This window comes from Ornithinibacillus gellani (genome assembly GCF_003730295.1).
Taxonomy (GTDB): Bacteria; Bacillota; Bacilli; order Bacillales; family Amphibacillaceae; genus Ornithinibacillus_A; species Ornithinibacillus_A gellani.
In genome coordinates this window covers 152,170-168,153 of sequence record NZ_QTSZ01000029.1, presented here as the reverse complement: position 1 = coordinate 168,153, position 15,984 = coordinate 152,170, and the positions used below count along the sequence as shown (strand labels likewise).

Sequence of the window (15,984 nt, the reverse complement as noted above, 5' to 3'; positions counted from 1 at the left end):
TGAAACACCTGCAGATAAGGGTTCTCCCCGCTGCAGGTGTTTTTTAAGCGATGATGTTCATGATTCCTAGCGTGATTAATAGAACGGATGGAAGAAAAGTGAGTCTTTGCATTTTTTTATGCTGAGATAGAAAGAATCCTGTGCACATCCCCATGTGAAGAAATATTCCACTCATACAAGCTACGGAAAATGCTGTAATTAATGGTGGATATCCGATGATTGCTGCACCTATGCCGGCACCAAATGCATCAAGTGCCAACGCTGCACCGAGTAATAATGCTTCACCAGCAGTAATAATACCGGAATGGTCCAAATCTGCCTGATCTGGTGCAGTTAGCACCGTTTTAAAATGCTGCATTCCACTTGAATGGCTCTGCTCTTTGGAATTTGTTTTCCGCTGTGAACGCAGACTGTTGACGAAAGAAAACAAACCAATTGCAATAAGGATGAAACCACCAATCCATTTGGTGAATGAAGCAGATATGAACGTATTCAATACGTGGCCTACTGTCATGGAAAGAAACACAATGACTCCTGAGCAGCACATGATAATTCCCATCGCCAACCAAGGTACATGGATTTTTTGCATACCATAAGCAATTCCTACACCAAAGCTATCCAAGCTAACGGCAATGATTAAAAAAATCAACCCCATATAAAAAAGCATCCAACCATATCCTTTGTCTGTATTTCCACTATGACATGTAACCTCATAGTGGAAATCCGTACTCCCCCCCTCGTTATGTGGGGCATATGTATGGTATTGTATGGTTGTTAAAAGGGAATTGACTGGGTAGATACCCATTGATAAGGGCGTTACAACGATAAAAGAAGAATAGGAATAGGTTACAGGAATGAAGAAATTCTATTACGATTTATCACAGATTAACTGGCTGTAAGCCCCCCATCAAGAATTTTTATGGATAACAAGAATGGTAAGTGTGGGGTCAACAGCCAGTAAAGGCCTGATTGGTTCAACTAACAATCAGTGGGGGAAGTACGAAAACCCCCATTGATTGAAGTTTCACTTTAATGATATGCAGCAAGTTTATCTGCAATCTATGTACTGCGTATGTTGGGACAAGCTGGCTTTTCCGAATCATCGTTCAAAATATGATACACTATATCAGAGAATTTTAATCAGTGAGGAGTTATTCATTTGAATCGTAAAATTGTTGTATTAGCTGAAAAACCTTCTGTTGGCCGAGATATTGCACGGGTATTAAAATGTACCCAAAATCGTAATGGCTATATGGAAGGGAATAAATATATTGTTACCTGGGCTCTAGGACACTTGGTTACGTTAGCAGATCCCGAGGCATATGATCAAAAATTTAAAACCTGGCGATTGGAAGACTTGCCAATGCTGCCCAAACAGATGAGGCTGGTTGTGATGAAGAAGACTGGCAAACAGTTTCAAACGGTTAAAACCCTATTGCACCGCAAGGATGTGGGAGAGATTATTATTGCTACAGATGCTGGGCGGGAAGGCGAACTGGTCGCACGTTGGATTATTGATAAAGCAAAAGTAAATAAGCCAATGAAACGGTTATGGATTTCTTCTGTAACCGATAAAGCAATCCAAGCAGGCTTCAAAAACTTGAAGCCAGGTAAAGCATATGAAAATTTATATCAGGCTGCTGTGGCACGGTCGGAGGCGGATTGGTATATCGGATTAAATGCGACACGTGCACTAACGACACGCTTTAATGCACAATTAAATTGCGGGCGCGTGCAAACACCGACGGTAGCTATTGTTGCTGCAAGAGAAGATGAAATTAAAAACTTCAAGCCGAAGCAATATTATGGTGTAGAAGCTATCACGGATACATTAAAATTAACCTGGCAAGATTCGAATCAGCAGAGTCGTAGTTTTAATAAAGAAAAAATAGATGCCATTGTACATGCATTAGATAATCAAGATGCTAAAATTGTGGCGATTGATCGTAAACCAAAAAAATCCTATGCACCAGGACTATTTGATTTAACAGAGCTCCAACGAGAAGCGAATAAAAGCTTTGGTTTTTCGGCAAAAGAAACTTTAAATATTATGCAGAAGTTGTATGAGCAGCATAAAGTGTTAACCTATCCTCGTACAGACTCCCGGTTTATTTCAAGTGATATTGTACCAACAATACCCGAGAGATTGAAGGCTTGTGGTGTTGGGGAGTATCGAACAGCCGCTAATAAAATTGCGGCAAAGCCAATCAAATCTAAGAAATCATTCGTTAATGATGCAAAAGTAAGTGACCACCATGCGATTATCCCAACGGAAGGGTATGTCGATCTGTCTGCATTCACGAGTAAAGAGAGAAAAATATATGATTTGGTCGTCAAACGGTTTTTAGCTGTTTTATCACCGGCACATGAATACGAACAGGTAACCGTTCAGGCGGAAATTGGGGATGAAAAGTTTATCGCCAAAGGTAAAACAGTTATTCATCCTGGTTGGAAAGAAGTTTATGAAAATCGGTTTGAGGATGAAGAATCACCAGATGAAGTGAAAGAACAATTATTGCCAAGCATTCACAAAGGGGACGTATTAAAGACTAAATTAATCAAACAGACATCTGGTCAAACGAAAGCCCCTGCAAGGTTTACCGAAGCTACACTGCTGTCCGCGATGGAAAATCCCGCCAAGTACATGCATACAAACAATAAGCAACTGGCAGAAACACTAAAATCAACTGGTGGCCTGGGTACAGTTGCAACTCGAGCTGACATTATAGATAAGTTATTTAATTCATTCTTAATTGAAAAACGTGGCGGTAAAGATATTTTTATTACCTCGAAAGGTAGACAGCTACTAGATTTGGTGCCAAAGGAATTACGTTCACCGGCCACAACTGCAAAATGGGAGCAAAAGCTGGAGCTAATTGGACAAGGCAAGCTAAAAAAAGATATGTTTATCGAGGAAATGAAAGAACACACAAAGGAAATTGTTGCAGAAATTAAAGCAAGTGAAAAACAATATAAACATGACAATATTTCTCATAAGCATTGTCCAGACTGTGGCAAGCCAATGCTTGAGGTCAATGGCAAAAAAGGAAAAATGTTGGTATGTCAGGATAGAGCATGTGGCCATCGCAAAAATGTATCACGCATTACCAATGCGCGTTGTCCACAATGTAAAAAGAAAATGGAACTGCGCGGGGATGGAAAGGGACAAATCTTCGCCTGTAAATGTGGCTATCGTGAAAAATTATCAGCCTTTGAAGCGCGTAAGAAAAAAGAGAGAGGCAATAAAATGGATAAACGCGGTGTACAGCGCTATTTAAATCAACAGAAAAAAGAGACGGAACCACTTAATAATCCATTTGCTGAATTACTAAAAGGGACGAAATTTGATAAATAAGTGATTATTTCTTTCTTGATCAGCTAGTGTTGAAATATGGTCTGCGTTTGAACTACTCTAGTACATGGGAATGAATAAAAGAGGTGCAGAAATGAACGAAAGACAAAGAAAACTATTACACACTTTGCTTATAAACGATAACCAAGTCTTTCATGTACAAGACCTTTCTATGAAGCTGGACTGTTCAGAAAAGACCGTGCGGAATGATTTAAACAAGTTGGAAGAATATCTAAAAAGGTTTTCCAATGCACAGCTTGTCCGCAAACCAGGGATTGGAACAATGCTTGAAATTAGCGAAGCAGATAAAGGCGTCTTATTTAATCAGTTATTTTCAAACGAACCGTTAACCGAAGAGGATCGATTGATTGAAATTGTTTACCAGCTTCTAATGAAGAATCAGCCTATTACTTTACAGGCACTGGCGGAAAAGTACTTCGTTTCTAAACAAACCATCAAAAAAGATCTAGATACAATAGCCAAATGGTTGGAGCGCTATGGATTAAAGCTACAAACAAAAGAACGGCTAGGTAGTTATCTTGAGGGCAAGGAACTTCATAAGCGTAATGCGCTTGCTCACTTATCAGATCTCGTTCCAACCATTCGGAAAGGAAAAAAATATGTATTGAATTTATTTCTGCCCTATGAGGTTACAATGGTAAGAAAAACTTTACAGGATTTGGTTAAGGAATTTCCCATTGATTTTACCGATGATGCAATGGAAAGCTTGCTGGTCCATGGGCTCATTATGATTAAGCGAACACGCCAAAAGTCACCTGTATCGATCCAAAAAGAAGAAAAAGCAGTAGATCAATATGTGGAATATCACTATGCAACATGGTTTTTTCATAGGCTGGAACAAGCATTTCAAGTCAAGTTCCCAGCAGATGAGCGTATTTATTATACATGGCATTTCATTAGTGCGAAGCGGAACAGTAAAGTAATGGATGAATGGAAAAATAATGAAACAAATGATGTCGTCCATTCATTAATGGATAAATTAGGAACGCTAACACTGGTAGATTTTCATCAGGATGACGTGTTGAGACAAGGACTTGCTGTACACATGCATGCCGTAATTAATCGCATCAAATATGGTTTTCCAATTATGAATCCATTGCTTGCTGAAATCAAAAAATTGTACCCATATTTATTTAGTATGGTCATGCTAGCTGTGGATGAATTGAATAACAAATATCATCTGGATATTCCTGAAGATGAAGCGGCATATCTCGTTTTACATTTCCAAGCATCTATTGAACGGTTTGAAAGTAACAAGCGAACCAAGAAAAAAGCCGTCATTGTTTGTCATATGGGGATTGGAATGTCCAATTTATTAGCTGCAAAAATGGACCAGCATTTTCAGAATATCGATATTGTAGATGCAATTGGAAAAGCAGACCTGCCTGCCTTTTTGCGAAATCATCAAGTTGATTTTGTCGTTTCAACGATTCCACTCGAAAAGTTAGACTTACCATTTGTTGTTGTTTCGCCACTATTAGAAACTAAAGACAAGAAAAAATTAAATCATTTTATTCAAAAGGTGGAACAAACAGCAGTAAAAGAGCATGCTTCCCAGCTTATGAATGTGTTGCCTCGGGATTTGATTTTTATCAATGTAAATCGGGAACATCGATACGAAGTGATTGAAATGCTTGGGCAGGCACTTTATCAAAAGGGCTTGGTTACGGAAGCTTTCACCCATCATGCAATCAAACGAGAGAGAAAATCCTCTACTGCCATCGGTGGATTAATTGCAATCCCGCATGGCAGCCCATCGATGATTAAAAAATCTGCTGTTGCCTTGGCCATTTTAGCGGAACCATTAGAATGGGGAACGGAGAAAGTGTCTGTCGTTTTTATGCTTGCCCTTGCAAATGAACAGGGTCTAGCGCGTGGTGTCGTTAAGGAAATTGCCGCATTGGGAGAACAACCGCTGATTATCCAGCAATTAATCGAAGCTTCGGAAGTAGGACAAATCACCAATATATTAAATAGATAGTATCGAGGAAACTACTTATTTCTTAATCATTATAGCACTTGATTTAAACGGACCAGTTGTCCTGCCATGTTTGCTTGCGAGTGAAAAAGCTTTTATATTTCGTCCATTTATAAATAAATCATTTTTTACCACAGCTTCTGGTAAAAACAAAAAATATTAATATGTCAATCTGGGTGTATATTAAGGGTAACGATTACACATTTAATTTTTCAAGGAGGAATTAAAATGGCTAAAACAAAAGTATTAGCTGTTACTGCTTGCCCAGTCGGGATTGCTCATACGTATATGGCTGCTGAGAACCTGCAAAAAGCAGGGGAAGCATTGGACGTAGATATAAAAGTGGAAACACAAGGATCAATAGGGATAGAAAACCAATTGACAGACCAGGATATTGCTGAGGCAGATGGCATCATTATTGCAGCAGATAAGGAAGTGTCAAAAGAACGTTTTGCTGGGAAAAAATTAATTATTACAGGTGTACAAGATGGAATACGTAAACCAGAAGAATTAATTAATCGAATTAAAAGTGGTGACGCAAAGGTTTATAAAGAAGGTACACATTCTAGTGCAATGACAAAAAATACTGCATCTAAAAAGGAAAATCCTATTTATAAGCACTTGATGAATGGTGTATCTTATATGATTCCATTTATTGTGGTTGGTGGATTGCTGATTGCGATAGCTTTGACGATTGGTGGCGAAAAAACGCCTGAAGGCATTGTTATACCAGAAGGTTCTATCTGGTCACAAATTGAGAGCCTTGGTAGTACAGCATTTATGTTCATGGTGCCGATCTTGGCTGGATTCATTGCTGTTAGTATCGCCGACCGTCCAGGTTTAGTTCCTGGTATGATTGGTGGTTATATTGCAGCTAATGGTAGTTTTTACGGAAGTGAAGCAGGGGCTGGATTTATAGGTGGAATTATTGCTGGTTTCCTTGCAGGTTATGTCGCACTTGCGATTAAGAAAATGAAGGTACCTAAAGCAATGCAACCAGTAATGCCAATTATTTTTATTCCGATATTCGCTTCCTTGATTGTTGGCTTATTATTTATTTTTATAATTGGTGCTCCTGTCGCACAAGTATTTGAATCTTTAACAGCATGGTTAGAAGGTATGCAAGGAGCTAGTTCGATTGTATTGGCACTTATATTAGGTGCTATGATTGCCGTTGACATGGGCGGACCTTTTAATAAAGTGGCATTTCTATTTGGTTCAGCAATGATTTCAGAGGGTAACTACGAGATTATGGGACCTATTGCAGTGGCAATTTGTATTCCACCGCTTGGGCTTGGTCTCGCAACATTTATGAATAAACGTAAATTCTCGCGTGCAGAAAGAGAAGCAGGAAAAGCTTCTTTTACCATGGGGTTATTTGGTATTACAGAAGGAGCCATTCCGTTCGCTGCCCAAGATCCACTGCGCGTTATTCCAAGTATTGTTGTGGGTTCAATGGTCGGCTCTGTTATTGCCATGCTTGGTAATGTTGGGGATCGTGTTGCACACGGTGGACCAATCGTTGCCGTGTTAGGTGCAGTCGATAATGTGCTAATGTTCTTTATTGCTGCGATCATTGGAGTGATTGTGACAGCGCTCCTTGTTAATTTCTTAAAGAAGGATGTTGAAGTAGCCGGAGTTCCTGCCGGAGCAGATATAGGAGAAGATGAATCACAGGCAGATTCTATCGAGGAAGCGGAAGTTGGTACAACGGATGAACCGACAGAAGAAATAGAAATTAATAAACTAACAGATATTTTGAACAAAGATTTGATGGAGACGCATTTATCAGGTTCTACGCGTGATCAAGTTATCGATGAATTAATTGCAAAATTGGATGCAAATGGTATGTTGGAATCGAAAGAACTATTTAAAACAGCCATCTTAAACCGTGAAGGAGAAAGTACGACCGGCTTGGGAATGAATATTGCAATTCCGCATGGTAAGTCTAATGCAGTTAAAAAACCAGCAGTAGCATTTGGAATTCATCGAGATGGTGTGGATTGGAATAGTTTGGATGGGACCAATGCAAAATTAATATTTATGATTGCTGTACCAGAAGAAGCTGCTGGCAATGCACATCTGAAGATTTTACAAATGCTTTCTCGTAAATTGATGGATGAAACATTCCGAAATGCATTATTGGAGACTTCCTCTAAGGACGAAGCACTTCAATTATTGGAGGAAATTCAGTAGGATAAAAGAGGGCATGCTGCTCTCTTTTTTCTTATAAAGCTGTGCATAGGTGAAAATACTTAAATCATCACGAAAGTTGGAGGTATTTACATGTATAACGAACCAATCTTTTTACAGCCTGTATTTCAAGAACGAATTTGGGGAGGCAAAAAATTAAGAACCGCCTATCACTATGATATCCCAAATGATAAAACGGGTGAGGCATGGGTGATTTCAGCACATCCAAACGGACCAAGCATCATTGAAAATGGTCCGTTAGCTGGAAAAACCTTGGCAACTGCATGGAAGGAACATGGTGAACTATTTCATAAATCACAAGAAAATAAGGGGGATTACCCATTACTTGTAAAAATTTTGGATGCAGATGATAACTTATCTGTTCAAGTCCATCCAGACGATACGTATGCGCAAAAAGTAGAAGGCGTTCCTTATGGTAAAACAGAGTGTTGGTATGTTTTAAGTGCAGAAGATGGTGCTGAGTTAATTTTGGGACATCATGCGAATTCCCAGGAAGAGCTTGAGCAAATGATGAAGCAAGGTGAATGGGACAAGCTGTTAAATCGGAAACAGGTTCAAGCTGGTGACTTTGTTTATGTTCCTAGTGGTACCATTCATGCAATTGGCAAGGGAATTGTCATTTTAGAAACACAACAAAGCTCAGATATTACTTATCGTGTGTATGATTATGATCGTACAGATGCTGCTGGTCATAAGCGTGATCTGCATGTGCAGCAGGCTGTAGATGTGACTACGATTCCACATCAATCCATTGAAACAAAGCAAGAATCGGTTATAATTGATGGACTAACAAATAAAAAACTGGTTGAAGAGGAGTACTTTACCGTGTACCATTGGAATTTAGCGGGTAAAGCTACTCAGCATATGGATGCGGATTTTTTACAAGTAAGTGTCATTGAAGGTCGTGGGGAAATAACTGTTGCCGGTAACACTTTCCCGTTTTCAAAAGGAAAACACTTTATTCTTCCTCATGGGATAACGGATTATGAACTCTCCGGAAATGCAGCGTTTATCGTTTCACATTGCTAAGGAAAAAACGATAAGTACGTATGTGATGAGCTGGTCATGATCATAATCATGGCCAGTTCTGTCTTGTTTTCGTTCTATTGTTTGTTTTATCACAGTTTAACTGGCTGTAAGAGCCCCTTTTCAATAATTTTTGTTGATCACGAGAATGGTAAGTGGGGGATCAACAGCCAGTAAAGGCCTGATTGGTTCAACTAACAATCATTGGAGGAAGGTCGAAAACCCCCACGGATTGAAGTTTCACTTTATCTACTAGAATCGCAAAGAATTGTTGTTAATCGGTTTACTTCTGCTGGCACCATCATGTATCATAAATAGATGAATAGTGTTAAAATTTGCTGGAGCAAAGTATATAACTCCAAGATACAAGGAGGTAAGTATAGATGGCATTTGTTATTCTTGACCCATGCCAGCAGGAAAAAGCTGCTGAATGTGTCAGCGTGTGCCCGGTTGATTGCATAGAGGAAGGAACAGATCAATTTTATATTGATCCAGATGTATGCATTGACTGTGGTGCCTGCAAAGCCGTTTGTCCGGTTGACGCGATAGAAGAAGAATACGATCTAACGCCTGAACAAGAAGTATTTTTAGAGCGTGCAGAGGCTTTCTTTGCAGATCGTTAATATAGTTTATAGTTGGATGAAAAAAGACTGTTCCTAGCTGGGAGCAGTCTTTTTTGTTGTCTGGATTCCATGAAAGGGTTAAAAATGTATACCTTCGTATAGCTTACAATGAAGTTGCCTGTTGATAAACTTAGGATGGGGAAAGAAAGGATTGGTTTTAGGGGGTGGATAAATTGACAAATAATTGGGGAAAGGAAGGAGCAATGATGACGGAGACAGAAGCATCCACAATGGTAGAAGATGATGTACAAAAAAACAAAGGAATGGCGATATTGGCATATATTGGACTATTATTTATTGTGCCTTTATTGGCAGCGAAAGAATCCAAATATGCAATGTATCATGTGAATCAAGGCATTATCTTAAGTTTATTTGGAATTGGACTTTATGTTGTTGGGACGATTCTCCCGGTCATAGGCTGGTTGCTCATTTTGCCAGTGGTCTCAATTGCGTGGCTCGTTATGGCGATATTGGGTATTTTGAACGCAGCTAATGGAAAGGAAAAGCCATTACCAATCATTGGAAAGTATAAGATTATCAGTTGATGTGGTGCGGGGTCATGCATAGACCCCGCGCAATGAGAATTAGATTAATTCCATTAATCGTTTGATAAGCTCAGCTCGATTACGTGTATTCGTCTTCTTTAAAATTCTTCCAACATGCTTTTTGACAGTAATTTCCGCAACAAATAATGCTTCCGCGATTTCCAAATTGGATTGATTCTCTAAAATGAGCTGGACGATTTCGCTTTCACGTGTAGTAAAGGAAAAAGTGTCTGCTAAAAAATCCAATTGATTCTCTATGCTTGTATGTCCAATAAATTGTTGCAAATAGACTGCCAGTTTTTCGCCACTTACATCTAATAGATACGTATGGCAAGGGCTATCTTTACCGTAATCAAAATGAGTAGCAGCTTCTATTTGTTGGAAACCAAAGCTTGTTACAAGTGATTGAAAAAATGGAAGCGGCGTTGATACAATAATGCGTCCACCGGAAAGTAGTAAAGGAAAAAGATTATACAGTGAAAAGGATCTCGCTGCCGAATCAGTCGGATCCCAATAGTCCAGGTAACGGATAAAAAGTCCTGCTTGCTCCTCTGTTTGATAGATGCTTCGTTCAGCAGCTGTTAATTGATTAAAATAGGTACGTGATACAGGCTCTTCCATTAAGAAAGGCAAGGTTCGTTTGTTTATCGGAACGATGATGGACAAGCCAGCAGTCTTGCCGTCTGCATGCTTCATTAAATTGGCCGTATGGAATCCCATTTTTTTAATATAGTTCGCATTGATCATGTCTGTCTCGCGTTTATTATGGTCTAATGAGGCATAAAAGTGATACATTTGATTTGCTTCACGATTATAAAACTGTACATTGCTTTCTTCCATCAGATGCTTTTTATTCTCGAAATATGTCAGTACTTCTTCAAAGTTATGCGGGCCAACTGGCTCCATATACATCGTTTGATCGATATGATCCTGATAGAATACAGATTGAATCACTTCATCACCTAAATGATAAAATAGCTGGGCAATATCCTGTATCCTTCTTGTTGCAATGGTTCGTTCATAATAATAACGCGTCGCTTGTTTATTTAATTGGTCAAAGCGATCCGGCTGTCTTTTTTTGAATTCTATATGAATGGCATCACGTATGAGATCATGCATCGTCCAGCCATAACGACAAGGTCGAATAAATGACAGTGAAACAAGTTCAGAAAATATGTTTCGCTCTACATCGTGCTGGAGGCAATGGGATAAAATCTCTTGATTGAAAAACTGTAACAATGCTGCAGCTTCTATCACTTGATGCAGGACGGGATTTGATACTTCCTGCAGCCATCTATTGGTTAACTGCATGAGTACATGTGGTAAAGGCGCTGTGAAGGAATGTTTAGCATTCTCGTCCCCCGTGTTTATCGTCATAGCTGCAAGAGACAGTGTTAAAGGATGCCCTTTAGAAAAATGCCATGCCGCTTTTACTTCTGCTGATTGCTGCATCCCATAATGTTTTAAATAATCCTTTGTTTGTGTAAAATTGAAATCTCTTAATTCAATTTGGGTAACGAAACGTCGCCATGCTGGTGATTCCACCCAAGCACCGGTAAGTTTTTTTCGCCCAGCTAGAATAAATAAAATAGTCGGATTTGTTTTTCGAATAAAAATTTCACGCAGCCAACGGTCTAAATCATCCATTTTTTCATACGTATCAATGGCGATAATTAATTGTCGTTCCATTGCCAATTGATTGATGATTTTGATACACGCTTGAAGTGAGTAATCTGTGGTGGGTGTAATGGATGGAAAGATAGTTGGTAGGTATTGCAGCAAATAATCGACGAAGCCTTTTGGTGTGTGAAGAAAATCTTGACTGTCTAGATGAAGGAAAGGAACATGCGCGTTATTTGCAATTCTTGCGAGTTCAGATAATAAATAGGTTTTGCCGATGCCACCTGAACCATGAAAATATATGAGCCGTGTTTCAGAGGAAGAGTCATTTAATAAATCCTGAAATCGTTTAATTTCCTCTTTTCTACCAATGAAAAAATCTTGCTCCCATTCATGTATCAGATGCTCGGTATTTTGTTCGTGTGCGGTGGTGAATTTGTCCACCATCATTCTTGTCCTCCTTCAAAAGTGTAGTAAAAAAGTCGGAGTATAATCCAACTGTAGGCATTATATTCAGACTTGTCAATCTTTTGTAAAGATAATCCCCAAAAAAATTGCCGCATGCAATATCGCTGCGGCAGTTTTTTATTCTGAATCCGTTTGATTTTTTTCTTCCGCTTTACTGGCTATTTTACTAGCAATCCATCGTTTAGCGATTACTTCATCAATTTCATATACTTTACCAGCTCGTAACAGATCTCCATGATAGGCTGTTTGTACATGCATTAATACCTTTGTCATATCAAGATCCTCCTTGTAAAAGAGTCAGCGATTATATTTATAACTATAGCATATTTTAATATTTGACTAGAAATCTGATATCTTCCATATAAAAAAATTAACACGAATGCAGTTCAACTAACAATCAGTGGGAAGGTCGAAAATACCCACTGATTGAAGTTTCATTATCTATATATGGAAAATCCTTTCGTAGCAAAAGGCTTATGCTGCTAACTCATATATGTAGAAATTTAGAATAGAATAATGATGTTTATCGTGATACAATTAATAATTAGCCGGCTTAACCGGATTACTGCATAGGAGTTCTTGTTTATGAACATCATTCAAAAAATTATCGACAAATTAGATTACGTTCTTCTTTTTAGCTTATTAATGCTATTTATTATAAGCCTAGTTTCTATATATAGTGCCGCTGGACAATATAGCCAGGACCCATCTTATTATTTAATTCGTCAAGCTATTTGGTATGGAATTGGCTTTTTTGCCATGATGATGGTATTGGTTTTGGAATATGAACATTATCGTACCTTGGCGATCCCGCTTTATTCAGTTGGTATCATATCTCTTTTGGCTGTACACTTTTTTGGTAAAGAGAGTAAAGGTGCGCAGCGCTGGATTGAACTTCCTGGTGGAATAGAATTACAGCCATCCGAGTTCATGAAAATCTTACTTATTATTATGCTGGCAACGGCAATCTATAAAATATCAGAGAAGAATTTAACGACGGGACGCAGGGACTTGTATACGTTAGTCAGTGTTGCATTATTAGGAATCGTTCCTTTCTACTTGATATTTGATCAACCGGACCTAGGAACAGCGCTTGTCACTGCCGCAATCACTGGGACCGTTCTATTTATCTCAGGTATTTCCATGAATATCATTTTATTGATTATTGCGGGTGTGCTAGGGATACTTGGCTTGCTTGTGTGGTTATATATATACCAGCCTTCCATTTTTGATTTGTTTTTTAAAGAACACCAAATGGAGCGAATATATGGATGGCTGCAGCCAGACCAGTATGCAAGTTCATTTGGTTATCAACTAAGCGGAGCGCGAATGGGAATAGGCTCGGGTCAATTATTTGGTAGTGGCTTTGAACAAGGTACGATGTCACAAAGTGGCCGGGTTCCGGAAATACACACTGATTTTATTTTTACCATCATTGGTGAGGAATTCGGTTTCATTGGGGCAGCCGTGTTACTAATCGTATATTTTATCTTGATTTATCGGATGATTATTATTGCAATTAATTGTCGTGATAAATTTGGAACTTGCCTTGTAGCTGGTGTGATTGGATTATTTAGCTTTCAAATCTTCCAAAATATTGGGATGACAATTGGCTTGATGCCGATCACTGGTATCACATTACCATTTGTTAGTTATGGGGGAAGCTCGATACTGACGAACATGATAGCTATTGGAATTGTGCTCAATGTCCATGTTCACACGAAGCGGTATATGTTTGATGATTAAGGATCGGACATAACCCAGTAAAATAAAACAAAAGGAGTTTCAGTAAATTATTTTTTTACTGGAACTCCTGTTTCATTATATCACAGATTAACTGTCTGTAAGCCCCCCACATCAAGCATTTTTATTGATAACAAGAATGGTAAGTGGGGGATCAACAGCCAGTAAAGGCCTGGTTCAACTAACAATCAGTGGAGAAAGTGCGAAAACCTACACTGATTGAAGTTCCACTTTATTTGATGCACTTCGTCGCTCCGTCAATCTACTCTGCATTCCATGGGTCAGCCTAACCAACAAAGAATGAAGTCCACAGATTGATTCCGCTTTAGCTTTAGTAATGTAGACATACAAAAAGTGTACGCCGTCATAAATGATAGTATCTAATCCACAGCTTATGTAGGTGCTTCTTATAAAAATGAACTAGGTTGTGCCTTATTGTCAGTAAACTTGAGGAAATATAATGTTAGTTCCTATCATTTCAACAGGTCAACAATACAAACGGTCATGTTTATCTTTTGTGAAAAACATGACCGTTTTTTCATGATGGAGAGAGTAGTTATATCCCGCCACTTTTTTAGCTGATGAAATGATACACAATTGTTTCGTATGGTCGCATGGGGATTTCAGGTGTTATGTCCTTTGACAGGGAGTCTGGATAATTACCAATCAACACTTGTTTAAGCTTCAAATGCTGGAATGATTCCGGTACCTGGAAACTCGCTTTCATTTTTGTGAAATTACTGATGACTAGTAGTTGTTCCCCCTGATAGGAACGCCTGTAAGCAAATATTTCTTCTGATTTCGGTGCAAGTAAGGTAAAGCTACCATGAACGATAATCGCATATTTTTTTCGCAGTTCAATCAACTTGCGATAGTAATGAAATATAGAATTAGGATCGGCTAATGCTGCATCTGCATTAACTGTCTTATAATTCGGATGAACTGCAATCCATGGTTCACCAGTTGTAAACCCTGCTTGTGGATGACTGTTCCATTGCATCGGTGTACGCGCGTTATCACGCGATTTCACATGAATAGCCTCCATAATGTCTTCTGGTTTTCTGCCAGCCGCCATTTGTTCGTTGTACATATTGATTGTTTCGATATCACGGTATTGATCAATGGAATCAAAGTGAGCATTGGTCATGCCCAACTCTTCTCCTTGATAAATATATGGGGTTCCTTTCATCATATGCAGTGTGGTGGCAAGCATCTTTGCGGAAACCACGCGATATGCACCGTCACAGCCAAATCGTGATACGACACGTGGTTGATCATGGTTATTCCAATATAAGCTATTCCAGCCTTCTGTCTCGAGTGCCAGCTGCCATTTGGATAGAATTTGCTTTAATTCCACAAGCGACCAAGGCTTCACGTCCCATTTCCCATGTGGTCCGGAATCGATATCCATATGCTCGAAATGAAATACCATATTCAACTCTTTTCGCTCGCTTGCCGTGTACAGCTTACCTTCCTCAGGAGTGACACCAGGCATTTCTCCTACGGTTAAAATATCATGTCCGGCCAATGCTTCCGTATGCAATTCTTGTAAAAATTCATGGACGCGTGGACCATTCATGAAATAACGATGTCCGGATACATAGGTTTGATTGGCATCAGCATCCCCGTCGGGAAAACGCTGATCCTTGGATATAAAATTGATAACGTCCATTCGAAACCCATCAATCCCTTTATCCAGCCACCAACGAATCATATCATAGAGTTTGCTTCGCAGGGCAGGATTCTCCCAATTCAAATCTGGCTGTTTTTTTGAAAATAAATGCAGATAATATTCGTCCGTTTGTTCGTCATACTGCCATGCTGAACCACCAAAGTTTGCTGCCCAATTATTTGGAGGTTGACCATTTTTACCTGGACGCCAAATGTAAAAATCACGGTAATCATTATCCTTTGATTGTCGTGATTCGATAAACCATGCATGTTCATCAGAAGTATGATTGATTACCAGGTCCATGATAAGTTTGATGCCACGTGCATGCATTTCCTTCAGCATATTCTCCCAATCTTCCATCGTACCAAATGAATCCATGATCTTTTGGTAATGACGAATATCATAGCCGTTGTCGTCATTCGGAGATTCATAAACAGGGGATAGCCAAACGACATCGACCCCTAATTGAACTAAATAATCCAGCTTTTCTGTAATACCATTTAAATCTCCAATGCCATCACCATTGCTGTCTTTAAAGCTTCGGGGATAAATTTGATAAACTACACTATTCTTCCACCATTGATTTGTCATATCATCCAACCTTTCCTTCATGTTTAATCCAGTATTCAACTACATGTACTTCAAGAAATATACATCCATCTTATTATAGCTTGTCTATCCACAATAGTTCAAACGATTGCACAAAGATACATATATACTAC

Annotated in this window: 11 protein-coding genes; 7 read left to right on the top strand and 4 right to left on the bottom strand. The window is 39.0% G+C overall.

The genetic code is table 11. The annotated features are described in order from the left end of the window. Positions 1-43 precede the first annotated feature (43 nt). Complete coding sequence (gene ytaF / locus DX933_RS08990) at positions 44-655, bottom strand: sporulation membrane protein YtaF (RefSeq protein ID WP_223805928.1); 612 nt, start codon at positions 653-655, stop codon at positions 44-46. A gap of 504 nt (positions 656-1,159) precedes the next feature. Here ytaF and DX933_RS08985 point away from each other — a divergent pair. From DX933_RS08985 to DX933_RS08960, 6 genes are all read left to right on the top strand, one after another. Then, positions 1,160-3,355, top strand: a complete 2,196-nt coding sequence (locus DX933_RS08985; protein WP_223805927.1) for a DNA topoisomerase III — start codon at positions 1,160-1,162, stop codon at positions 3,353-3,355. Between the two features lie 91 nt (positions 3,356-3,446). Then, a complete protein-coding gene (locus tag DX933_RS08980; RefSeq protein WP_123316103.1) occupies positions 3,447-5,354 on the top strand; it encodes a BglG family transcription antiterminator in 1,908 nt (635 codons plus the stop codon). A 225-nt stretch (positions 5,355-5,579) separates the two neighbouring features. Continuing rightward, on the top strand, positions 5,580-7,547 hold the full coding sequence (locus tag DX933_RS08975; protein ID WP_123316102.1) for a PTS fructose transporter subunit IIABC: 1,968 nt from the start codon (positions 5,580-5,582) through the stop codon (positions 7,545-7,547). 90 nt (positions 7,548-7,637) lie between these two features. Beyond that, complete coding sequence (manA, locus tag DX933_RS08970) at positions 7,638-8,594, top strand: mannose-6-phosphate isomerase, class I (RefSeq protein WP_123316101.1); 957 nt, start codon at positions 7,638-7,640, stop codon at positions 8,592-8,594. Between the two features lie 380 nt (positions 8,595-8,974). After that, positions 8,975-9,214 carry a DUF362 domain-containing protein gene (locus DX933_RS08965; protein WP_123316100.1) on the top strand — a complete coding sequence of 80 codons (240 nt, stop codon included), beginning with the start codon at positions 8,975-8,977 and terminating at the stop codon, positions 9,212-9,214. A 173-nt stretch (positions 9,215-9,387) separates the two neighbouring features. Then, a complete protein-coding gene (locus DX933_RS08960) occupies positions 9,388-9,759 on the top strand; it encodes a DUF4870 domain-containing protein (RefSeq protein ID WP_223805926.1) in 372 nt (123 codons plus the stop codon). A 39-nt stretch (positions 9,760-9,798) separates the two neighbouring features. Here DX933_RS08960 and DX933_RS08955 read toward each other — a convergent pair whose 3' ends face one another. Both DX933_RS08955 and DX933_RS18435 read right to left on the bottom strand, forming a co-directional pair. Continuing rightward, the gene (locus DX933_RS08955; protein WP_190279471.1) at positions 9,799-11,826 is read right to left on the bottom strand and encodes a LuxR family transcriptional regulator; all 2,028 of its coding nucleotides are present in this window, start codon (positions 11,824-11,826) and stop codon (positions 9,799-9,801) included. 138 nt (positions 11,827-11,964) lie between these two features. Next, positions 11,965-12,120: a hypothetical protein gene (locus DX933_RS18435; protein WP_190279470.1), complete on the bottom strand. Its 156-nt coding sequence runs from the start codon at positions 12,118-12,120 to the stop codon at positions 11,965-11,967. Positions 12,121-12,432: 312 nt separating this feature from the next. Here DX933_RS18435 and rodA point away from each other — a divergent pair, with 312 nt between their 5' ends. Next, complete coding sequence (rodA, locus tag DX933_RS08950; RefSeq protein ID WP_123316098.1) at positions 12,433-13,593, top strand: rod shape-determining protein RodA; 1,161 nt, start codon at positions 12,433-12,435, stop codon at positions 13,591-13,593. Between the two features lie 571 nt (positions 13,594-14,164). Here the strand turns inward: rodA and DX933_RS08945 are convergent. Then, positions 14,165-15,853, bottom strand: coding sequence for a glycoside hydrolase family 13 protein (locus DX933_RS08945; protein WP_123316314.1), 1,689 nt, complete (start codon positions 15,851-15,853; stop codon positions 14,165-14,167). Positions 15,854-15,984 lie beyond the last annotated feature (131 nt).

Coding starts and splice junctions, on each gene's coding strand:
- DX933_RS08975 (WP_123316102.1), top strand. CDS start 5,580: ATGGCTAAAACAAAAGTATTAGCTGTTACTGCTTGCCCAGTCGGGATT.
- DX933_RS08945 (WP_123316314.1), bottom strand. CDS start 15,853: ATGACAAATCAATGGTGGAAGAATAGTGTAGTTTATCAAATTTATCCC.
- manA (WP_123316101.1), top strand. CDS start 7,638: ATGTATAACGAACCAATCTTTTTACAGCCTGTATTTCAAGAACGAATT.
- DX933_RS08980 (WP_123316103.1), top strand. CDS start 3,447: ATGAACGAAAGACAAAGAAAACTATTACACACTTTGCTTATAAACGAT.
- DX933_RS08965 (WP_123316100.1), top strand. CDS start 8,975: ATGGCATTTGTTATTCTTGACCCATGCCAGCAGGAAAAAGCTGCTGAA.
- ytaF (WP_223805928.1), bottom strand. CDS start 655: ATGGGGTTGATTTTTTTAATCATTGCCGTTAGCTTGGATAGCTTTGGT.
- DX933_RS18435 (WP_190279470.1), bottom strand. CDS start 12,120: ATGACAAAGGTATTAATGCATGTACAAACAGCCTATCATGGAGATCTG.
- rodA (WP_123316098.1), top strand. CDS start 12,433: ATGAACATCATTCAAAAAATTATCGACAAATTAGATTACGTTCTTCTT.
- DX933_RS08955 (WP_190279471.1), bottom strand. CDS start 11,826: ATGGTGGACAAATTCACCACCGCACACGAACAAAATACCGAGCATCTG.